We start from the raw sequence: 21673 nt of genomic DNA on the forward strand, positions 1-21673 counted from the left end.
CGCGGTGCCCTGTAGGAGCGGACTTGTCCGCGAAGAGGGCGGTACATTCAATGCATTGGCTGCGTTTGGGATATAGCCTTCGCGAACAAGTTCGCTCCTACGGGAGTACGCGGTGCCCTGTAGGAGCGGACTTGTCCGCGAAGAGGCCGTTACAGTCGATGGATTTTCTGCGTCAGGAATACCGCCTTCGCGAACAAGTTCGCTCCTACGGGAGTACGCGGTGCCTTGTAGGAGCGGACTTGTCCGCGAAGAGGGCGGTACATTCAATGCATTGGCTGCGTTTGGGATATAGCCTTCGCGAACAAGTTCGCTCCTACGGGAGTACGCGGTGCCTTGTGGGAGCGGACTTGTCCGCGAAGAGGCCGGTACAGTCGATGGATTTTCTGCGTCAGGAATACCGCCTTCGCGAACAAGTTCACCTACGGGAGTGCGCGGTGCCCTGTAGGAGCGGACTTGTCCGCGAAGAGGGCGGTACATTCAATGCATTGGCTGCGTTTGGGATATAGCCTTCGCGAACAAGTTCGCTCCTACGGGAGTACGCGGTGCCCTGTAGGAGCGGACTTGTCCGCGAAGAGGCCGTTACAGTCGATGGATTTTCTGCGTCAGGAATACCGCCTTCGCGAACAAGTTCGCTCCTACAGGAGTACGCGGTACCTTGCTCGCGAAGGCGTCAGTGGGGTTTTTACTTTTCGGGTGAACCCTGAACAGCGTCTGCCTGATCCTCAAGTGCAGCAGGCGCTTCAGCAGGTGCCTCAGGTGCCAGGTCGAGCAGATCAGGCTCGTCGTCGACCGCCTCGGCAGCCACCTCAGTTTCGCTAGACAGCGGCCTCAGCAAACTCGGATCCGTCACCCCTGTCAGCTTCTTGCGCAGGCGCTGCAAGTCACCGACGCTGAGCTTCAACAGCTTGGCCGACTTGGTTTTGATCAGCGTGGTGACACTTTCTTCCTCGCCCAGGCGCGCCATCTGCCCCGCCAGGTTCATTGCCAGCACTTCGCGTGTGTAGATGCCGGTATTGTACTGATACACCGCAGCGATCAGCTCACGCAGTTCCAGCGGCAAACGCCAGCGGGTGCGCAGAGCAGAACCGAAGGCAGCGGAGTATTGCTCCAGAGACTGCCCGATCACCTGCTCATCCAGTTGGCCGCCAGCCAGTAGCCACTCCTGCAGACAACCCAATACCGCCAGATCGCCCAGCGACTGCAGCAGTCCGGCGCTAAAACAGCGCTCCGCATCCAGCTCCAGCATGCCGCCCAGGATGCGCGCGTAATCAGCCGTGCGCTGCGACAGGGTCCACAGCTCATGGGCCTTGGCCAGCAACGCGTCGTCGGTCAGCACTGCCATACGCTTTTTGCCCAGACCGGACGCGATATTGGCGACCTGCACTGGCCCGAGAATGGCCAGCGCCCCGCCCATGGTCTGAATCGGCTTGCCCAGGTGCTGCGCCGCCGTGTTGGCGGCGGCGATCAGTACTGCGGTGATGTGCGGATCGTTGCGCAGTTCCTGCTCCAGCAGGGCGGCGTCGATGCCGCTGGCGGTCTGGCTGAGCGTCACCGCCGTGGCGACATCGACGAACAGCGGCGCGCCATCGGCGATGTCGCGGCGTTTGTCGAGAAACTTGGTCAGGGTCAGACCCGGCGTCAGCGCGGGCACCGCACCCGCAACCGGGGCGCTGCGTTCCAGCAACAGGCCTTCAAGACGCTGGCGCAGGCCTTCGGTGTTCAGCGGTTTGGTCAGGTAGGCAGTCGGTGCCAGCGGCACGACTTCGCGCACGCTGGCGCTGTCATTGCGATTACTGATCAGAATGAACGGGATGGCGGGCTGACGACGCAGATTGCGCACGCCGCGCAGCAGGCTCAGGCCATCGATCCCCGGCAGCTCGCGGGCGGCGATGATCAAATCCGGCAGGTGTTTTTTCATCCACTCGACGGCCTGTTTACCATCGGTGCACATCTCCAGCTCGATATCCGCACGCACGCCCAGCACCAGGTCGCTGAGCGTCTCGCGAACCCACGGATCAGACTCGGCTATCAGTACGCGAGGAACGGCGGGCAAAACTACAGCGGTCATCATGACTCTCCGATGTCAATGCGACCACCTTAGCCAATGCAAACGTCCGGATATACCCAAAACAGCGAAATACCCCGCTCCAAAGCAAAAAAAACCCGTCGAAACGGGCTTTTTTTGTCTGTTTGGTCATAAATTAATCAATTCATGACTTCACACTTTTTACGCGATTTCAGCGAAGCATTCGTCAAGAATGGCCAGGCCGCGTTTGAGCAATTCGTCTTCGGCGGTCAACGGCACCAGCACGCGCAACACGTTGCCGTAAGTACCGCAGGACAACAGAATCAGACCCTTGTCACGCGCCTTGGCAACCACCTGAGCCACAGCAGCGGCGTTAGGCTTGTGCGAGTCACCGCCTTCGAACAGCTCGACAGCGATCATCGCACCCAGCGCACGCACTTCACCGATAACCGGGTACTTGGCCTGCATCGCCTTGAGCGAGGTCACCAACTGCTCGCCAACCGCCTTGCAGCGTTCCAGCAGGTGCTCTTCTTCGAAGATGTCCAGCACCGCCAGTGCCGCAGCGCAGGCCACCGGGCTACCGGCATACGTGCCGCCCAGACCGCCGGGTGCGATGGCATCCATGTATTCAGCCTTGCCGCACACGCCCGCCAGCGGGAAGCCGCCTGCGATGGACTTGGCGAAAGTAGTCAGGTCAGCCGCAACGCCCATCTGCTCCATCGCGAAGAACGTGCCGGTACGGCCAGCGCCGGTCTGCACTTCGTCAGCGATCAGCAGAATGCCGTGCTTGTCGCACAGCTCGCGCAGACGCAGCATGAAGGCCTTCGGCGCCACATAGAAACCACCTTCGCCCTGTACCGGTTCGATGATGATTGCAGCGATGTCCTTGGGCTCGGCGTCGTTCTTGAAGATGCGCTCGATGCTGGCGATGGAGTCATCCACGCTCACGCCATGCAGTTCGCACGGGTACAGCGCGCGGAAGATACCGCCTGGCATCAGGCCCATGCCGGCCGAGTACGGCACGACCTTGCCGGTCAGACCCAGGGTCATCATGGTGCGGCCGTGGTAAGCGCCGGTGAAGGCGATAACGCCCGCACGACCCGTCGCAGCACGGGCGATCTTCACAGCGTTTTCCACTGCTTCGGAACCGGTGGTCACCAGCAGAGTCTTCTTGTCGAAATCGCCTGGCACCTTTGCGTTGATTTTTTCGCACAGCTCGACGTAAGGCTCGTAGGCCAGTACCTGGAAGCAGGTGTGGCTCAGCTTGGTCAGCTGCTCTTGCACCGCGGCGATGATCTTCGGGTGCAGGTGACCGGTGTTGAGAACGGCAATACCGCCGGCGAAGTCGATGAACTCACGACCTTCCACGTCGGTAACGGTCGCGTTCTTCGCCGAAGCAGCGAAGATCGGGTGGATCTGACCAACGCCACGCGGGACGGCTGCATGGCGGCGTTGCATCAGGGATTCGTTAGTCTTGCTCATGTATTCCTCATTCGCCGCTCATCGGTCGGCGTGGGTCAAGGATCAAGCGGACCGGATCAACTGCGGCAGCATACGATGATCGACTGCAGCAGCCTTCAGGCCACCAGGAAACTGCGGTGCAACAAAAGCCGATGACACGTCGCTCTCGCGCGCCATCGGCTGCAATACCCACGTGTCGGTCAGACCGACAGGCAGAGGTATTTGATTTCCAGATAATCTTCGATGCCGTACTTGGAGCCTTCACGGCCCAGGCCGGACGACTTGATACCGCCGAACGGTGCCAGCTCGTTGGAGATCAGGCCGGTGTTGATACCCACCATGCCATATTCCAGCGCCTCGGCGACACGGAACACGCGGCTCATGTTCTGCGCGTAGAAGTACGACGCCAGACCGAACTCGGTGTCGTTGGCCATCGCGATCACTTCGGCCTCGTCCTTGAAGCGGAACAGCGGGGCCAGCGGACCAAAGGTTTCTTCCCGGGCTACGGCGGCATCTTTCGACACGTTGACCAGAATGGTCGGTTCGAAGAACGAGCCTTCCAGGCTGTTGCCACCGGTCAGCACGGTTGCGCCCTTGCTGACGGCGTCGGCGATGTGCTCCTTGACCTTGGCCACCGCCTTGTCGTCGATCAACGGGCCGGTGGTGACGCCTTCTTCCAGGCCGTTACCGATCTTCAGCTTGCCGACCGCCGCCTTGAGCTTCTCGGCGAACGCGTCATACACCGCGTCCTGCACATAGATGCGGTTGGCGCACACGCAGGTCTGGCCGTTGTTGCGGTACTTGGAGATCATCGCGCCTTCGACCGCCTTGTCGAGGTCGGCATCGTCGAACACGATGAAAGGCGCGTTACCGCCCAGCTCCAGAGAAACTTTCTTGATGTCCTTGGCGCATTCGGCCATCAGCTGGCGACCAATGTCGGTCGAGCCGGTGAAGGACAGTTTGCGCACGATCGGGTTACCGGTCAGCTCGGCACCGATATCGCCTGCGCTGCCGGTTACCACGCTGAACACGCCAGCCGGGATACCCGCACGCTCGGCCAGTTCAGCCAGGGCCAGTGCCGAGAACGGCGTTTGCGACGCAGGCTTGAGCACCATGGTGCAGCCCGCCGCCAGTGCCGGGCCGGCCTTGCGCGTGATCATCGCCGCCGGGAAGTTCCACGGGGTGATCGCCGCCGTCACACCAATCGGCTGCTTGAGCACGATCAGGCGCTTGTCTGGTTGATGACCAGGGATCACATCGCCATACACACGCTTGGCTTCTTCAGCGAACCACTCGATGAACGACGCGGCGTAGGTGATCTCGCCCTTGGCTTCGGCCAGTGGCTTGCCCTGCTCCAGCGTCATCAGCAGACCCAGGTCGTCCTGGTTCTCGATCATCAGCTCGAACCAGCGGCGCAGCTTGTTGCCACGCTCCTTGGCGGTCAGCGCACGCCAGGCCGGCAGCGCCTTGTCCGCCGCCTCAATCGCCCGACGCGTCTCGGCTGCGCCCATTTTTGGCACAGTGCCGAGGATTTCATTGTTGGCCGGGTTGTTGACCTTGATCGACTGACCACCGTCCGCGTCCAGCCATTGGCCGTTGATGTAGGCTTGCTGGCGGAACAGTGTGGAATCTTTGAGCTGCATGTCGGCCTCCTAAACAGCATCGCCCGAGAGGCGACGCGAACAATTGATATCGATGCACCCCATTTGGAAGCCATCGTCAGGAAAACATTCCATCGGGTTCCAGCGCTGCGCAACGCATGAAGGCAGGAAGACCGAACAAGAGCGTTTGAAATCTCAAACGAATCCTAGGCATTGCGGGGGGAAAGGACAATAGCCCGTTCGAAAAAAAGAACGGGCGCAGGGAGGTGTGTGGTTTTCTGATCAGCGTCGAGCCGCGACGCAGAGGCATCTTGCAACCGCAATGCGATCAGGCGGCCCTGCCCTTCAACGTGAACAGGCTCAACCCCAGACCAATAAACGACGCGCCAAACACCCGATTGACGTTCTGGCGCCTGCGGGCCGAATTGAGGTGGCGTTTGAGCGTCTGTGCCAGCAGCACATAAAAGATGTGAGCAACCACAGAGCAGCCGGCGAAGGTCACGATCAGCACGCCCGTCTGCTCCACCTGAAAGTTGCCGGGCTGGATGAATTGCGGCAGAAACGCGATGAAAAACAGGATCGCCTTGGGGTTGGTCAGCGCCACCGAGATGCCTTTGATAAACAGGCCCCCTGTGGACACCGCTTTGGGCACGTTGGCCAGCGCATCAAATGCACTGCGCGCGCTACGCCACTGCTTGATCCCCAGATAAACCAGATACCCCGCGCCCGCGATTTTCAGCACCAGAAAGGCACTCGCGGACGCTACCAGGATCGCGCCCAGCCCGGCCGTTACCGCCGTGGCAACCACGATCAAGCCCAGAGCGTTGCCGAGCGAACCGACCATCGCCCGCGCCGGGCCGTGGGTGATTGAATTCGACAGCGCCATGATCACCGCAGGCCCCGGCGTGAGCGTAACGAACAAGGCAATCATCGCGAAGCTGAGCCACTGTTGTAGCGATTCCATTTTTTATTCTCCCTGTGGCGCAGGCATAAACCCACGCCTGTAGCGCTATCGATAATCCGGAAGCGTGAACGACTGCACCGCCGGGGTCAGCGCCCTGGCAGCACGCTTGCTGATAAAGGGCGTTGCCACCAACCGCTGTACGGCGCGCAGGATCTTCACCCCGGTCTGACTGCGAGGATGGACCAGACGCGGGACAAGTTTCGGCACGCTCTGCGACTTTTTCACCACAGGGCGCAGGACATATTCGTACGAGGCAAGCGCCTCGGCAATCGTATCGGTCTTGGTGAGTTCGCCCGCCAGCACGTACGCGCCAATCAGCGACAACGAAGCACCGACCCCGCCCAGCGGCGTGACACACCACGCCGCATCGCCCAGCAGTACCACCGGGCCATTCGACCAGCGATCGATCTTCACCTGACGCAAGTCATCGAACCAGAAATCCTCCGCAGCCTCCATCCCTTCCAGCAGACGAGGCACCTCCCAGCCGGCGCCTGCAAACGACGCGCGAAGAAACGCCTTCTGCTCGGCAACGCTATTGCCTACCGTCAGGTGGCTTCGGCCCTGCACATTAAAGAACGCACGCGTCGTACCGCGATTGTCCGGACGAACACCCGCACTGCGACCGCCCACCGCGTTATACCAGCGCGCAGTCTGGCTATCGGTCGGCGCACGAGGCACGGTAAAGAACGCGCACGCCAAATCCATCCGTCGCGGCTGATTCTCGCCGGGGAACACCAGCTCCCGCGTACGCGAGCCGACACCCTCGGCAATGATCAACAGATCAAAACGCTCCTCGCCACCGCCCTCGAACGTGACCGACACGCCCTCATCGTCGTGCTCGACCGAGACGATGCGATCACCGAAGCGATAGAACGCATCAGCAGATGACGCCTCATACAGCAGACGCGCAAGATCACCGCGCAATACCTCAAGCTCAGCCGTCGGGCCGTCCCCGTCCAGACCGGCCAGATCGATGCGCGCCGCCGTGCGGTTATCCTCATCGACCCACGCAAGCCCCGTCTCGCCGGTATTGAGATCCTTCACCGCCTGCTCAAGCCCCATCAGGCGCAAGACCTCCCGAGCCGCACCCCGCACATCTACATTCTGCCCGCCATCGCGAAAGGCAGGCGCCTGCTCGACAACCGTGACATCGCAATCGCGCTGCGTCAGCCACCAGGCCGCGGCACACCCCGCGATACTGGCCCCGGTAATAAGAACGCGGCACGGGCTGCGCTCGATGCTTTTGAACTGATTGATAAGAGGCCCTCGGTGGGAACGAACTGACGGAGTGGTATGGGGAGCATCATGCACCAGCTGGTGGTTGTGCCGGTAGCGGTGGGCTGTTCCTTTGTGGGTGGAGCTGGGTGTGGGGGGATCGAAGGCGGATGATTTGTGTCGCACACCGCCCGCAACTGGACGCCCCGTACCCATGTGAGTATCATGGCGCCCGCGTCGCACCAGTAGCTCAGCTGGATAGAGTACTGCCCTCCGAAGGCAGGGGTCGTGGGTTCGAATCCCGCCTGGTGCACCATATTTTGCAGTCTGGATGTGTCTTGAGTTGTGGACAGTCTATGAAATGCCCGAAGCCCGCCTTGTGCGGGCTTTTTTGTTTCTGGCTTTAGCAATTCTCAAGATATGTCGGCATCCATCATCTGTGAGCAGTCCGTTGCCGCCCAGGAGTACGAGCTACGCGACAAGTACAACGAGCTGAAAAGGCGCTTCGACTCGCGCAAGCACAATGCGGATTTGTTAGATAAGCAGATCAATCGCCGCGAGACCCTAGTCAACAGCTATTCCCTGATGCCCGGTTACACCGAGGCCATGAACAACTGGAAAGCCGATGAGCAGGAGCTGAATGAGAAACGTCAGAGCCACAGCACCCGTCTTGAACAGATCAAACAACAGGCCGTAGAGGACATGGCCAAAGCCCGGCCGGCCGAAACGGACGCTGCGACTGCTTATGCACAGGCCGTCGCATGGGGCGACACCGAAGGCGAAAAGACCGCGAACGCCGATGCGCAAAAAGCCGCAAAGAGCCTGGCAACAGCTGCCGAACATGATCGTCGACAAGGCCTGATCATATCCGTGCTGGAGCAGGAGCTGATCACCGTAGATCGGTACGTCGCCGAAGCACAGGAAAAGCACAAGGGCATAGAACGCAACGCCCTGTGGCTGTCACAGACAGTACTGGAAGAGAAATGGAACGAGGCCGCTAAGGCATTCTTCGATGTGGGCGGAAGGCTATGGGCGAATTACAACCTGCTCGGCATTGATCAAGTGAGCCTGCTGAAATTGGCCGTTCCACAAGCTGGCGAACGGGTCGGAAACTGGACTTGGCATGAACTATCCGGCCGAGCGCGCAACTACGGCGCGCAGGATCTGCTCCAGGTCGACGATATTTCGACACCTCAACAGGCTGCACTCGTGAGCCAACTGGAACAACGAACGGATGAAAGCAGTGAACAAGCCACTACAAAACAGCACGAGCTGGGCTGACATGCTCAAGGCTCGGAAAGCTCATCTGGCTGCACTGGTGAAAACCATCAACGCGACCTCAGCCAAAGTCAGTCAAATACAAATGCTGACGATCAAGGCAATCAAAGCGGAAATGGCGCACATTGAAAGCCAGCTGATAAGCCGGAAATAGTACGAAACATGTCATCAGCGCTATATATCCTAATACCGAATACAGTCATAAATAAGGAAACACAATGTCCAAACTCGCAGAATACCGCCACCTCGAAAAACACCTTGCCGAGCGACTCCAGGCACTGGAAAAAATGAAGAGTGATGAAAGAGATCGAGTTCGAGACGAAGCTCCGTGGGCTTCTAGATCAGTACGGCTTTAGCTTGAAACACATCATCAATTTGCTGGACCCACAGAGCACCAAGCGTAGCCAAGCGCCAACCCCGACGCCCGGTACGCGTAAGCCTCGAGAGCTGAAGACATACAAAAACCCTCACACTGGTGAAGTCGTAGAGACCAAAGGCGGTAATCACAAGACGCTAAAAGAGTGGAAAATGAAGCACGGCTCTAACGAGGTGGAAAGCTGGCTTAAAATGTAAAAACGATTCATCAGAAAGGGGCCGAACGGGCCCTTTTTATTGGATCATCGTAAGACAGATATACACCTGCTTAATACCTCTTCATTGCCTATAATCACAACGTTCAACCTTTTCCTTGCGCGGGTAATGTTCTGAAATAGCATTTTAGTCATATTATAATACGCCGCCCCCTTATAATATAATTCGCCAGCTGCGTTATAAGAAAAATACTGATCAATCGGTATTGCAACACCGTCAAACTCTTGACCAATAACCCGATGCGATGTCTTTTTGGCAATTGCACAATATTTTTCATGATGTTCATTTCCGTATTGCGATGGAGTAAATCGCAGCACTTCCCACCCGGACTCATCTAACGAATCAAGATAGCATTTCGCATCCTCTAAGCTATTAAAATAACTAAGCTTAATATTGTTCGTGTTTGACAAGGGTAGATTTCTTTTACTATTAAAAAGAACCCTTATAAAGTTTGCAATTTCTTTGTTTGTACGGATTTTTTCGGACAACTTGTGAAGGACCAAGTTTTTTATGCCATTTATGGAAGCATCAATATCGCTTGTTTCTTCCCAGTTGGCTAACGTCTGAAGCTTGTCGTAGGAGAAAATGCAACTCCCGCTCGACGCCTCAACCTTAGCAATAATATCCTTCAACTGATGAGGGCGAACACGCTGCGACTCATCAACAACAATCAAATCATATCTCGCCAAATCATAGGATAAATAGTTTTTTATAGGAATAATATCCCAACCACACCTCATTAGCTCAAGCTGCCCCTCATTCAACTGCCCACAGTGGATAATAAGATTATTTTTCTTCATTTTTGTAAATTGTTTCGAAATATCATATACAAGCAGAGTCTTGCCTGTACCCGCACTGCCTATTACCGAAATAAATCTCACCATTTTCGGCCCAGCTAAATACTGCAAAACTCGATTTCTAATTTCTTCCTGCTGATGAGTTAGAAAATATTCGTCACGCAAAAATTTCTGAGTAGAGTTGAAGGGTGAAACTAAATAATCAGAGGGATTAAAAAGATCATCAATAACTTCTTCGTGATTTATTTCCTGAGAAGCAAGCAAGTCTCTCAAAGAACTAAGATCAACCTTTACTAGGCAGTTGTCATCTTTTAAATAATACAGCATCGCCACATCCGACACATAGGTAAAGCAATATACATATCTACCAACGCAAGACAGATAATATCTATTTCTTACTAGCTGATCTTTTATTTTTTCTTCTGAACATGTTTTCTTAAGCTCAATATTGATAACATTATTCTTCCCAAACCTTAACAAGTCAAACTCTTTACCTATTTGGGGAATTTGATAACCAACGTAAAACGCAGAAAAGGCATTAGCATTATTTGATAAATCATACAACCCGCCAACCAGCCCCTTCAGATCTTCTATTTCTGCTGGTTTTATTTTTATATTATGGTGCGTTAAATACTCGTTAAACATAGGGGGTGTTAACGAGGTCTTTGCTTGTACCAAAGACAGGATGTTTATGTAGTTCACGCTATACCCCGGCAAAGTCCCATTAAAAATTTAACTCCCTTTTCTTAATCCAACGACCCTGGCCATCCGAGGTCAGGGTCGGGATTCGATTGAACTGCAATAGCTGATACCGACCTAATGTAGCCCTTTCAATGAGATAATGAAATTAAGAGCAATTCCACTTCTTACTTTCTCCAACGCTCAATGACCTGAGCGAAGACAACATCGCGCCATGGAGTTTTCCACTCACTATGAACCTTGACGCTTTGGGAATGTGGTTCTGGAACCGGTAACGGCATCTTGATCACAGCTGGCAGCAACACGGCGTCACCGACCACAACGCACTCGCCGGGAGCCAGGTTGGGGAGAATCTCTGTGATCGCATTGGCGTTGTCGGGAAATAGCCGTCGCACATAGTTCTGATCTGCGTCGTTCGTCAGGCGCAAGGAAATGAAATTGTTGCACTGGGCGAATATTGTTTCCGATACTTCCGAGGGTCGTTGGCTCACAACCATCAGGCTCAAGCCGTATTTCCGTCCTTCCTTTGCGATGCGTTCTATAGATTTTCGGGATGCGCGATAGGCTGCGTGACTGTCCCGCGGTACATAGTTGTGCGCCTCTTCGCACACGAGCATAACAGGGATGTCATTGAGCTTGCCTTCGGCATGCTGCAGTTTGGAATAATGAAAGCAAAAGTCAAAGATGAGGCGAGAGATCAGGCTTACCGTGACGCTAAGAACTTCAAACGGAACTCCGCTCAAGTCCACAATGGTAACGTTCGCCTTGTGGACGTAGCCGATGAATTGCTTCATCAACGCCTCAAAGTCGTCAGTAACATGCGCCTGCCCATCAGCTTTCTTTGAGTTCAAAAGAAACCTGAGGCGCTTATCAGCCAATTTCGCCTCCAACCGCGAAACGAACCTATTGAACTCTCCATTGAATGGCCCATTGGTCGCCTTGGTCGCTGCCGCAGTCGAGTTGGCTGCAAAATCGTGGATTTTTTCGAAATAAATTTTCCGGTCAGACACTAAATCACCATTGGCTAGCTTAGGCTTGTCTTCTCCAGGCAACCGACCAATGACCTCTCGATTCAGGTTTTCGATGAAATTGTAAACCTCCTTAATTGCGAAATAAACAGGAGTGTCGTAAGTCACTTCTGGAACATTTGGATTATGCATCTCTTTATTCAAAACAACAGCATACTTGAACTGACTAACTTGGTTGTGAGAGTTAGATTCGTTACTCTCGATAAACATGCTTTCGAGCTCCTCCGAATTCATCAACCAGTAGGGAAGTTGGAGGGAATCTATATCTAGGCGACTCAGAGTGAAAGACTCTGCCGCGTGCAAAGTAAACGCAGCGGTATATTCATCATGGATATCAAATATAACAACATGTGAGTTATTTTGCATATCCTTGTTACTGTTTTTACGTTGAGATATCCCAACGATACCCTGTAGCACGCTCGCAACAGTGCATGATTTACCAGAGCCGGTGGAGCCCACAACGGCAATATGCTTACTGAAGAATCTATTGCCGTTGATCATAAGATCAATGGCTTTATTCATTGAAAGTTTGCCAAGAGGGAAATCGTGATCACCATCCGCCGAGAATATCTTGTCTAAGGTATCGTTTTCCGCAATGAATGCATGTTCCGTTGGTACCGGCAAGAGGAGACTACTACGATCAAACGTTTTGTCATCTACCAGGGTTCCTATCGCCTGGCACTCAATCTGAAAGTTCCAGGTCGGCTTTCCGTCTAGAGTGGTCGTGTTTGTGCCTTTGATGTTTCGGATGGTGGCAATCGTAAAATCATGGTTGCCTTGTGCAATCTTCAGAAACCGGCCAACCTGCAGTCCTTCCTTATTTTTCTCGAACGCGTCAAGACTATCCACCGCAACTATGACGGCTTCTGGCGCACACGAAAGCACAGCTCCAATCTTAATAGGCATTGCTCATCCCCATCATATATCTGATTTCATCAAATTTTTCGGCACCTAGGGCTTCAAGATTCACATCCTGAAGGTCTAGACTTGTAATATCTCCATCTCCAATTACAAAAAAATCATCCGCCTTAATTTTAAGCTTAAGATTTTTGTAATCCTCCCAACGAACAAACCGCAAAACAAACTCTTTTTTATCCTTTAGAACCATCGGCTCACGGAAAAAACTGATCTCGGAAAACGCCTTCACTGGTCGCCCGAGGTTTGGCACCACATCCTTCCCGATTAATCGTTCCGCAATTTCATCAAATAAATCTTGAGGAACGTCCAGCGCAAAGAGGGGCGTGTGCGTATGTGCCTGCTTAAAATGGTACTTATCAATAAATGACTTGATAAATAGGACAATCTGTTCATCGAACTGCTCTAGGAACGCAGGAAATACAACCAAGAAGCGCAGACGAACGTTTGCACTAAAATTTTCTTTTAGCTGTTTACGTCGCGTCTCCAAAACCTTCTGTCGCGTCTTTAACGCAAGTGTCCATTGAGAAACCGCAGTAGATCTAATCCGGCGCAATGCTTCCAAAAAATCCCTCTTGGTGATTTTTCTAAGCTTTTCCTGATGCTTGATACTTAGATCAGCTATGATTTGAATGGCATTTGGATAAAACAGTGTTACCACTTCACCCTTATTGAAGCCAAGAGCCTCAAGCAGATTTGAGTTTTCCTCCACCAAATCGTCGTACTTTGGCGTTACCGTAATTGCAAATACTTTCAGGAATTCATCAACATCAACACCAGCAACCTCTGCAACCAACGTTTTTAAGTCTTTGTTTTTCGAGCTGAGCGCACTCTTCAACTCGACAGCGGAGATGACAATTTCTGGATTATTTGGAAAGTGTGCAAACAGATGATATTTTATTTTCGCGACTGAATTGGACTTAAAGTGCTTCATCATCTGAAGCAAAGGATCATACAGAATACTTGGAGTATATTTGTCCTGGGTCTCGTGATATTTACACTGAATCGCCTTGGTACCCGAAAATGTTGCTACTTCAATATCTTCGACAATACCTTCAATAGTAATTTCCGCTTCATCCGCCGCTTTCAGAAGTTCAGCGAGCGTCTGATTAAACTGGTACAGGAAACCCTGGATTGTGTAGTCGGCCGAACGTCCCATCTTGACCTCTGCATTTTTCTATTCCGTTAAATTCGGGAGGCCGGCCTCGCTGAGCACTGCTCGAAGGATGTTGCGCTCCTCGCTGTAGGTCCAGGCACTTGGATGATGAATTGCAATGTGCCGCGCTGCCTCCTCCCAGGACGCATACCAATCATCTTTTACAGCGATGAATACGGGGGGCGGCCATCGAACTGGTCGCTGGTAATGTCAATAACTACACCGTCGTGCTCAAGCCACGCATGGGAGCCGCCGCCACGCTCGCCACACACGTATTCAACCCGCAAACCTAGCTGAGTGTTGAGATAGTACCCGAGCAGCTCCGAAACGACACCACAACAGCCCCGTGGGAACGCCTGCAGGTGCGTCGGGAGCTGGCCTCGTAATTTTTGTGCATCAAGCCCTTTACGAAAAGAATGAGTGACGACAGTAAAATCCAATATTTTCCTCCTCGCTTTCTGATGCGACCTACGTTCTGTATCGACCCCAGCTTAGTAGACGCTTTGAATGTCTGCTTTTTTTTGGCTGATAGCTGCTTGGCACAAAAGGGAGCTGCTGGGCTGCTGGGCAGATAATGATCCGAAGGGCATACATCAAAGCGCTCATTCATTCTTCTAAAGCGTTACACCAGTTAGCCTAGTAACACTGCCACTACTGATGCGCAACGACAGTGTTACTCAATAAATATTCAATAAATACAGCTAGTTAGATAACACCGTTACACCCGTAACATGGGTAACACAGCTTTAAGAGGAAACGTAGCCCCCACTCCCCGGAAGCATCATTCCCTCCAGCGATTGCCACGTGGATGGTCCAAAGCACGCCGGGGTCCCTGAGGCGTTCATTAAGACACGGGGCAGGGAACCCGCGCATCTTGAGTAGCTAACGTTTCGTCAGCTTAGTGAACAGGTGAACCTGGTGAACGACGGTTCACCCCTGACTTTTCCCATCGTCCGGTAGGTTGGCGGGGACCCTGAGTGTTTCGGAAGGATACGGGACGAAGAACCCGCGCGTTCGTGTTAGCGGATGGATTTTTAAAGTTGGTTGACAGGTTGACGGAGTTGACCCGGTTGACGAACGCCATGCGTGCGTTATCAGCAACACAAAAGGGCATCTTTACCAGCACGGTAACGATGACCTTTTTTCTTCAAGATCTTTCAATTTCAACGTTGAAATTTCAGTAAGCTGGGAAGGCTGTCGCTACCACGATGTCGCGGGTTTCCGACCCCGTGTCCTCAGGATATCCTCAGGGTCCCTAGCGCCTTCTACAACCCAGCCGAGATCTCAGATGAGTAACCTCCAGAATCTAATCGTGAATGCCCGGTTCGGCTTGTCTGTGCAGGAAAAAATCTCTGATGAAGGTTGGCAGGCAATCGCCAGGCAATGTGGAGCTCCTGAATTCGAAGAGATCGAACAGCGTATTACCAGGTTACGAGCAGAGCTGGAAACGGTGGAGGAGTGGGACGGAGATACCCAAGATGACATACATCTCGCGATTTCCAGCTTTACCCGATTACTGAGGTCCGCGAAAGCACGGTAACGTTGCTGGCAGTGACAGCACCACAAGGATTCAACATGACTAAATTCCTCATAGGATTTACCTACCACGAGCCGGAACGCTGGGCGTTGTTTCAAAAAGGCATCATTGAAGACTGCGAGTCATCTACAGGCATTTACGTCGAGGCTGCCACTGCAGGTGAAGCAATTGCATGGGCAGAGCGTATTGCAGAGGAACTCCTGCGGGCATCCAACTCAGACCATAATCTTGACTGGAAGTCGTTAGGTTACGAGTGCTGGGTCGTGGACGATCCGATCGACTCCGACTGGAGCCATTGCCTCGCCTATTTTCAATCTGTCGAGATCGGTGCTTTTCCAGATTTTGTGAATATGGGTGCGAGCGCGTACGGAAAGTGGGCCGAGGATAATGGTATTTTTCCCACCCAATCCTGTGAGCCCCGGTAAAACCTTCGCTCAACAGCTGATATCCCCAGCAGCGCATACCTTCAGTTGGAATATTTATGACCCCAGAATGGATCGGTCGCGGCAAAACCGTCGCACAGTTGATAGAAGAGCTTCGTTCGTTCGAGGATCAGAGTCTGGAGGTTCGCATTTCCATTGATGGAGGCGAATCCTCGCAGCTCATTTCTCTTGTTACGAAGAGAGGTGAATATGCCGTGCTAGAGAATCACCAGGACGAGCCCACAACCGTGCGTCACGGTGACTAACAATCGAGCCTTTCAAAGAACGTCAAAGGCAGCAGTGCGATGCACCTTGTATGCCCACATGTATGCCTAACCAAAATACTACCTGCCGCACCCTTATAAAACGGGCATCACAGCCTCCAGTTCAAACGACGCCTGGATATTGAAATCTGGACATGTCGTGGACAGTCTACAAAGAACTCCGAAAGCCCGCCTTGTGCGGGCTTTGTTGTTTCTGGCTTTTGGTGCTGGATGAGATCGTTATGTGCGCTCCGCACGTCATCGGCGAGAAGATGTTGGCCCAGCAAATGGCCCAAGCGAACAAGGAACTGAAAGCGGGCATCGAGGTACGCATGCTCGCCCCCCCCCCCAACCGATGTCAGCAAAGGCCTCGGTATGTTCGACGCCCTGAACGGTTTCGAAGATGCGGCAGCACTGGCACACCGCTCACCGCCTTTCTCACAACCCCAGGAAAAAGATGTATTTATTTTCATACACAATTCGAAACACCTCATCCCCCTAAATCCGAACCCCTCAGGCAATACAACCGGACATATTGTCGCACCCAAAAAAATGGCTCGCGGTTGTGATGAATCGTTTCATCTGGCATAAAAGGATGGCTTCGGGCTCGAAAATCTAGAAAAACATAGATTAATGGGTCGACGATAGCTGCTCCAATGTCTGACCCCCACGCGTCAAATAATCAAGCCAGTCTTGCTCGCTGCCCGAAGCGGATGCCTGTGCTATCCAGTCTGCCTTTCAACCTCATCGAGGCCATTCCTACGGCGCGCCCAAACGTCGTGCAACAAAAAGGACCGGAAAATTGAGCGATCAATCCACTCCGAACACTCCACTCGTTAGATTCTGCGACAAAGTTGGTATTCCCTATCCCATGTTCTGGGGTTTTGTCGGCCTGTTGATCTTCATGATCGGCGATGGCGTAGAACTCGGATACCTCTCGCCCTTCCTCAGTGAACGCGGCATGCCCGGCGATGAAGTCGCCATGATCTTCACCGTCTATGGCGTCACGGTCGGTATTTCATCGTGGCTCGCCGGCGCGCTCTCCAATATCTGGGGCCCGAAACGGGTGATGTTTCTGGGATTGATCATCTGGAGCGTGTTCGAAGTGCTCTTCCTGGTCTACGGCCTGCAGGAATTGAGCTATTCCATGATTCTGCTGACCTATGGTTTGCGCGGTTTCGGTTATCCGCTCTTCGCCTACGGTTTCCTGGTCTGGATCGCGGCTTCTACGCCGTCCCGCAAGATGGGCATGGCCGTGGGCTGGTTCTGGGTGGCTTACGCCGCGGGCCTGCCAATGCTGGGCTCTCTGGTGGCGAGCATCGCTATTCCGTTGATTGGTGCATTGCTGACCTTCTGGCTGTCTTTCGCCCTGGTGGTCATCGGTGGTGTGATTGGTCTGGTCGGGATGCGCGAAGCTCATGGCATGCGCCGACTGGCACCGGAAGGCGAGCGTCCGCTGGTGTCGATGGCCAAGAACATCACCATCATGTGGACCCGTCCTAAAGTGTCGTTGGCCGGTATCGTCCGCGTCATCAACACCTCGTCGATGTTTGGCTTTCTGGTGGTCATGCCAGGGTTCTTCATGCAAACCGTTGGCTTCACCCTGGAAGAGTGGTTGCGCCTGCTGACCATCGTTTTTGTGTTCAACATCATCGGCAACCTGGGCTCCAGCGTCATCAGCACCAAGATCGGTTATCGCAACACGATCCTGTGGTTTGGCGCAGTGGGCAGCACGATTAGCACGCCGCTGTTCTTCTTCATGCCGCAGGCGTTTCCGAACGACTTCCTGATCGCCTCGATCTTCGGCGCCTTCTACGGCCTGACCCTGGCGTGCTTCGTGCCGCTGTCGGCGCTTGCCCCTGCTTTGGCACCGAACAACAAAGCGGCTGCCTTATCGGTGTTGAGCCTGGGTGCAGGCGCGTCGACGTGGGTTGGCCCGGCTGTTGTTGCGATCTTCAATGAAAGCTACGGCATTGAAGGCGTGGTCTGGGCGTTCTCCGGGTTGTACGCACTGAGTGCTGTGCTGACCGTATTCCTGAAAGATCCGGAGCCGGTGCATGACCCGATTCTGATCAAGATCAAGCGTCGGATCAAAGTGTTCGCGCCGCGTCTGGATTATCGTTGGGCTCACGCTGAGGATCCGAAGCAAGGTCAAAGCTGATTCAGAGCCCCAAGCTTTGCAGAAAAGAGCCGCCGCAGACTGCACACGCACTCTGCGGTGGCTTGGTTTTATTTGTGTGATTCACGCTTGGGCACCCTGTTGAAATCTAGATGTGTTTTGGACAGTGGGCAGTCTAAGAGGACATTGGACAGCCCGCCTTTTGCGGGCTTTGTTGTTCGTAACGGGTGTCAGTCGTTGACTCGTCGCCCGTGCTGGACCATCAGCTCTGCGAACTGCGTCCAGCTGAGCTTCAGCTTGTGTTGAGCTCCACGCGGTTTCCAGTCAATGGTTCCTTGGCTGATCAGTAGTTCTCCAAGCTTCGCATCGTCTTTCCGCACCTCAATTTCAACGTCCTTTCGCTGCACTACCTTGGTGTGCAAGGTGAGGTTTATTTCGTGCTTAGCCATGATCGATCCTTGGTTGGTTGGTGGCAGAATGCGATCATACGCATGCGGACTTCAGAGGGCGAGACTGTCTTTATATGCGGGGTACCGTCTTGGTTGAGCAGCCCGAGTGCGTAGTGGCGGCCCTGATGCGAGACCCAGTCATCAGCAATGCCTTCAGGCGCCAGCACAAATCGGCCTTCACCCAATGCCCGCGGGCTTCACAGTTCAGGCCAATTGCCTCACCAGCCTTTAGAAGCCCAACCCCAACAACCCAGCAACCCCAACCATCTTCACCCCCCACTCCACCCGTTCCGGAATACCTTGAATCAACATCCCCCGATCCTCCCCCAGCAGCGCTCTAAGCTGATGCGGGGCGAACACCAGGTCGATAAATTGGCGGGCCAGTGCGTCAGGATCCTTGGGCTGGTCCGGGCCCGCCAATATCGCCGAACGTACTCTGATGAAACCGCCTTCCCACCCGATGCGGTTGACTTCAGCCGCCAGCAGCGGGGTGCGGTTGGAGGTGGCGATCACCAGGCGCATCATGGCCAGGGTATCGGCTTGCAGCGCATGTTCGAGGATGCCGTGGCCCACGTGCCGCAGGCGGCCTTCGAGTGGGAGCGCGGGGATTGTTTCGGCGGGCACCAGCAAGGTGGCTACGTGACGTCGCACCACGGCTTCGAACAGCGCTTCTTTGTTGGCGTAACGGGCATAGAGGGTGGCTTTGCTGGCGCCGGCCGCGCGGGCGATGTCTTCGCATGAGGTGCCTTCGAAACCACAGGCCAGAAAGCGCTGCAGCGCGGCATCCAGCAATCGACGCTCGGCCTCGCCCGCCTGGTCTTGCCTGGGCCTGCCGCCTTTGGATTTGGTCTTGATCGCTGTCATGGCCGGCAACTTACAGCCCGCTTGTTTGTTCGTCAACTAAACGGTAACGTTCAGTTAAATGGAAGCAGGTAAACGCCGTTTCTACCTATTCATAACGACCAAGGAAGCGCTTTGTGAATGACGCGACTGCTTTACCCATTGTGGTTGCCGGCGCTACGGGAGATTTGGGTCGCCGCGTCGTGCGGGCCTTGGCAGAGCGCAGTGCCCATGTCATAGCGCTGGTTCGGCCGGGCACTGAACCAGCCAGGCTGAATGGCCTGCGCAACAGCAGCACGACGATCACGCCTGTTTCACTGGATGACGCTGAGGGCCTGCGCCGTGCTATTGCCGGCTCGGGTTGTGTGGTGTCTACGCTCAACGGCCTCGAAGAGGTGATCATCGGACAGCAGGGCAGGCTGTTGGAGGCTGCGGTAGCCGCTGGCGTGCCCAGGTTCATTCCCTCGGATTATTCGCTCGACTACACCCGTACCCGGCCTGGCGATAATCGCAACCTGGACCTTCGGCGACGCTTTCTCACCCAGCTTGATGCGGCCGACATCAGCGTGACCTCGATCCTCAACGGTGGCTTTCTGGAGTTGCTCGAAGGCGATGCGCCGATCATGCTGCCCGGACGCCGGGTGCTGCATTTCGGTGATGCACAACAGTTGCTGGACTTCACGGCCAAGGACGACGTAGCCGCCTTCACCGCCGATGCCGCGCTGGATCCCCACACGCCGCGCTTTCTGCGCATTGCCGGTAACAGCCTGTCGCCTGCGCAGATCGCCAGCCTCCTCACCGAGCTGACCGGGCGGCGCTACCGTACCCTGCGCCCCGGCAATATCGGCACGCTGTCCACCCTTATCGGCGTGGTGCGCGCGCTCACGCCTGCCAGTGACAAGCCGTTCCCGGCTTGGCAGGGCATGCAATACCTGCGCGACATGATGAGCGGGCGCGGCAAGCTGCTCAATCTGGATAACGACCGCTATGGTCAACGTGAATGGGCGTCCGTGCGTGACACGCTGGCCCGTACCCATGTGCAAGGGAGCAAACAATGACCTACCTTATCGAACCCTTTCCTATTCAAATCCCCCAGGTGCAGCTCGACGATCTGGCTCAGCGCCTGGCGCAAACCCGCTGGCCTGATCCTGAAACGGTCTCCGACAACAGTCAGGGACCACGGCTCGAGCGTCTGCGCGCGCTGGTCGAGCGCTGGCGTAATGGCTATGACTGGCGGGCCACCGAAGCCCAGCTCAATCAGTGGAAAAGCAGCCGGGTCGAGATCGACGGCCTTGGTATTCACTTTCTACACATCCGCTCGCCTCATCCTGACGCCTTGCCCTTGCTGATGACCCACGGTTGGCCGGGCTCGATTCTTGAGTTCAGGAAGATGGTCGGGCCACTCACCGACCCTGTCGCCCACGGTGGCCAGGCCAGCGATGCGTTTCATTTGGTGATCCCGGCGCTACCGGGTTTTGGTTTCAGTGATAAGCCGCGTTCTACAGGCTGGGGCGTGGGCAAAACGGCGGCGGCCTGGGCGCAGTTGATGGACCGTTTGGGCTATGGCCAGCGCTGGGCCGCTCAGGGTGGGGATTGGGGCGCGGCCGTGACAACCGCCCTTGGGCACATGCGCCCGCCTGGCCTGATCGGCATTCACCTGAACATGGTGATGTACCAAGCCACCGAGGCAGAAATCGCCCAGGCCACGCCTGAAGAACAGCGCATGTTGGCCGACGCGCAACGCTACGACCGAGAGCTTTCCGGCTACATGAAAGTGCACAGCACCCGGCCGCAATCAGTAGGCTTTGCCCTGTCGGATTCACCCGTTGGCTTGGCGGCGTGGGTCTATGCGCTGTTTCAGGATGCCTCCGACAGCGGCGGCGAGCCTGAGCGGGTAATCGAGCTCGACGCGCTGATCGACGACATCATGCTGTACTGGCTGCCCAATGCCGGCCCCAGCTCAATCCGTTTCTATTGGGAAGGGATGCGCGAAATGCACAAGCAAGGCCCTGCCCCTGCGATGCCAATCCCTGCCGGCGTGAGCATGTTCCCGGGCGAGCTGCTGCGCCTGTCACGGCGCTGGGCGCAGGCGCGTTTCGACGATCTGCGGTTCTTCGCGGAAGCCGAGCACGGCGGCCACTTCGCGGCCATGGAAAACCCGAAAACGCTCACCGAGCATGTGCGTGAGACCTTCCGCTTGCAGCGTTGATACTTTTGCGGGCGTACTGAACATCTCGGAGGTGGAGCGACTCGCTACAACATGCGCTATCGGGCGACGGAGTAAGCGCTGACATGCATCGTTACCCACCGCC

18 protein-coding genes, 1 tRNA gene and 3 pseudogenes are annotated in these 21673 nt (G+C 55.0%); 10 read left to right on the top strand and 12 right to left on the bottom strand.

The window, feature by feature from the left end:
* The 6 genes and pseudogenes from KBY02_RS16910 to KBY02_RS16935 all read right to left on the bottom strand — a co-directional run.
* Positions 1-649 (bottom strand): annotated as a pseudogene (locus tag KBY02_RS16910) (urea ABC transporter substrate-binding protein); the annotation flags it as partial.
* 33 nt (positions 650-682) lie between these two features.
* Positions 683-2068, bottom strand: coding sequence for a response regulator (locus KBY02_RS16915; RefSeq protein ID WP_225650673.1), 1386 nt, complete (start codon positions 2066-2068; stop codon positions 683-685).
* A 159-nt stretch (positions 2069-2227) separates the two neighbouring features.
* The gene (gabT, locus tag KBY02_RS16920) at positions 2228-3508 is read right to left on the bottom strand and encodes a 4-aminobutyrate--2-oxoglutarate transaminase (RefSeq protein WP_225650629.1); all 1281 of its coding nucleotides are present in this window, start codon (positions 3506-3508) and stop codon (positions 2228-2230) included.
* Positions 3509-3687: 179 nt separating this feature from the next.
* The gene (gabD, locus tag KBY02_RS16925; protein ID WP_003367662.1) at positions 3688-5130 is read right to left on the bottom strand and encodes an NADP-dependent succinate-semialdehyde dehydrogenase; all 1443 of its coding nucleotides are present in this window, start codon (positions 5128-5130) and stop codon (positions 3688-3690) included.
* Positions 5131-5416: 286 nt separating this feature from the next.
* Complete coding sequence (locus tag KBY02_RS16930) at positions 5417-6052, bottom strand: LysE family translocator (protein WP_225650630.1); 636 nt, start codon at positions 6050-6052, stop codon at positions 5417-5419.
* 45 nt (positions 6053-6097) lie between these two features.
* The gene (locus tag KBY02_RS16935; protein ID WP_225650631.1) at positions 6098-7483 is read right to left on the bottom strand and encodes an FAD-dependent monooxygenase; all 1386 of its coding nucleotides are present in this window, start codon (positions 7481-7483) and stop codon (positions 6098-6100) included.
* Positions 7484-7506: 23 nt separating this feature from the next.
* Between KBY02_RS16935 and KBY02_RS16940 the strand changes: the two genes are divergently transcribed.
* The 4 genes and pseudogenes from KBY02_RS16940 to KBY02_RS16955 all read left to right on the top strand — a co-directional run bounded on the left by KBY02_RS16940 (position 7507) and on the right by KBY02_RS16955 (position 9118).
* Positions 7507-7583: transfer RNA gene (locus tag KBY02_RS16940), tRNA-Arg, on the top strand.
* Between the two features lie 104 nt (positions 7584-7687).
* Entirely contained in the window at positions 7688-8548 is an 861-nt protein-coding gene (locus tag KBY02_RS16945) for a chromosome segregation protein SMC (protein WP_225650632.1), read from the top strand.
* A complete protein-coding gene (locus KBY02_RS16950; protein ID WP_225650633.1) occupies positions 8502-8699 on the top strand; it encodes a hypothetical protein in 198 nt (65 codons plus the stop codon). Before KBY02_RS16945 ends, KBY02_RS16950 begins: the two co-directional genes overlap by 47 nt.
* 64 nt (positions 8700-8763) lie before the next feature.
* Positions 8764-9118 (top strand): annotated as a pseudogene (locus KBY02_RS16955) (histone-like nucleoid-structuring protein, MvaT/MvaU family).
* 44 nt (positions 9119-9162) lie between these two features.
* Here the strand turns inward: KBY02_RS16955 and KBY02_RS16960 are convergent.
* From KBY02_RS16960 to KBY02_RS16975, 4 genes are all read right to left on the bottom strand, one after another.
* Positions 9163-10635: an ATP-binding protein gene (locus KBY02_RS16960; RefSeq protein ID WP_225650634.1), complete on the bottom strand. Its 1473-nt coding sequence runs from the start codon at positions 10633-10635 to the stop codon at positions 9163-9165.
* 164 nt (positions 10636-10799) lie between these two features.
* A complete protein-coding gene (locus tag KBY02_RS16965; protein ID WP_225650635.1) occupies positions 10800-12566 on the bottom strand; it encodes an ATP-binding protein in 1767 nt (588 codons plus the stop codon).
* Complete coding sequence (locus KBY02_RS16970; RefSeq protein WP_225650636.1) at positions 12556-13734, bottom strand: hypothetical protein; 1179 nt, start codon at positions 13732-13734, stop codon at positions 12556-12558. The genes KBY02_RS16965 and KBY02_RS16970 overlap by 11 nt, the downstream gene beginning before the upstream one ends.
* Before the next feature lie 158 nt (positions 13735-13892).
* Positions 13893-14171 carry a hypothetical protein gene (locus KBY02_RS16975; RefSeq protein WP_225650637.1) on the bottom strand — a complete coding sequence of 93 codons (279 nt, stop codon included), beginning with the start codon at positions 14169-14171 and terminating at the stop codon, positions 13893-13895.
* 1135 nt (positions 14172-15306) lie between these two features.
* On the opposite strand from KBY02_RS16975, the gene KBY02_RS16980 reads away from it, so the two are divergent.
* From KBY02_RS16980 to KBY02_RS16995, 4 genes and pseudogenes are all read left to right on the top strand, one after another.
* Positions 15307-15693 (top strand): hypothetical protein, encoded by a 387-nt coding sequence (locus KBY02_RS16980; RefSeq protein ID WP_003344666.1) that lies wholly within the window; start codon positions 15307-15309, stop codon positions 15691-15693.
* A gap of 56 nt (positions 15694-15749) precedes the next feature.
* Positions 15750-15956 carry a hypothetical protein gene (locus KBY02_RS16985; protein ID WP_003344664.1) on the top strand — a complete coding sequence of 69 codons (207 nt, stop codon included), beginning with the start codon at positions 15750-15752 and terminating at the stop codon, positions 15954-15956.
* A gap of 215 nt (positions 15957-16171) precedes the next feature.
* Positions 16172-16373, top strand: a pseudogene (locus KBY02_RS16990) (hypothetical protein); the annotation flags it as partial.
* A gap of 382 nt (positions 16374-16755) precedes the next feature.
* The gene (locus KBY02_RS16995; protein ID WP_225650638.1) at positions 16756-18114 is read left to right on the top strand and encodes an MFS transporter; all 1359 of its coding nucleotides are present in this window, start codon (positions 16756-16758) and stop codon (positions 18112-18114) included.
* 188 nt (positions 18115-18302) lie between these two features.
* On the opposite strand, the gene KBY02_RS17000 is transcribed toward KBY02_RS16995, so the two are convergent.
* Together KBY02_RS17000 and KBY02_RS17005 are read right to left on the bottom strand one after the other, a co-directional pair.
* Positions 18303-18521 (bottom strand): hypothetical protein, encoded by a 219-nt coding sequence (locus KBY02_RS17000; RefSeq protein WP_003437240.1) that lies wholly within the window; start codon positions 18519-18521, stop codon positions 18303-18305.
* Positions 18522-18749: 228 nt separating this feature from the next.
* A complete protein-coding gene (locus KBY02_RS17005; RefSeq protein WP_225650674.1) occupies positions 18750-19385 on the bottom strand; it encodes a TetR/AcrR family transcriptional regulator in 636 nt (211 codons plus the stop codon).
* 113 nt (positions 19386-19498) lie between these two features.
* Between KBY02_RS17005 and KBY02_RS17010 the strand changes: the two genes are divergently transcribed.
* Positions 19499-20419 (top strand): NmrA family NAD(P)-binding protein, encoded by a 921-nt coding sequence (locus tag KBY02_RS17010; protein WP_225650639.1) that lies wholly within the window; start codon positions 19499-19501, stop codon positions 20417-20419.
* Positions 20416-21570, top strand: a complete 1155-nt coding sequence (locus KBY02_RS17015; RefSeq protein ID WP_225650640.1) for an epoxide hydrolase family protein — start codon at positions 20416-20418, stop codon at positions 21568-21570. The genes KBY02_RS17010 and KBY02_RS17015 overlap by 4 nt, the downstream gene beginning before the upstream one ends.
* Positions 21571-21673 lie beyond the last annotated feature (103 nt).

The organism is Pseudomonas sp. P129, from assembly GCF_020312195.1.
GTDB classification, from domain to species: domain Bacteria; phylum Pseudomonadota; class Gammaproteobacteria; order Pseudomonadales; family Pseudomonadaceae; genus Aquipseudomonas; species Aquipseudomonas fragariae.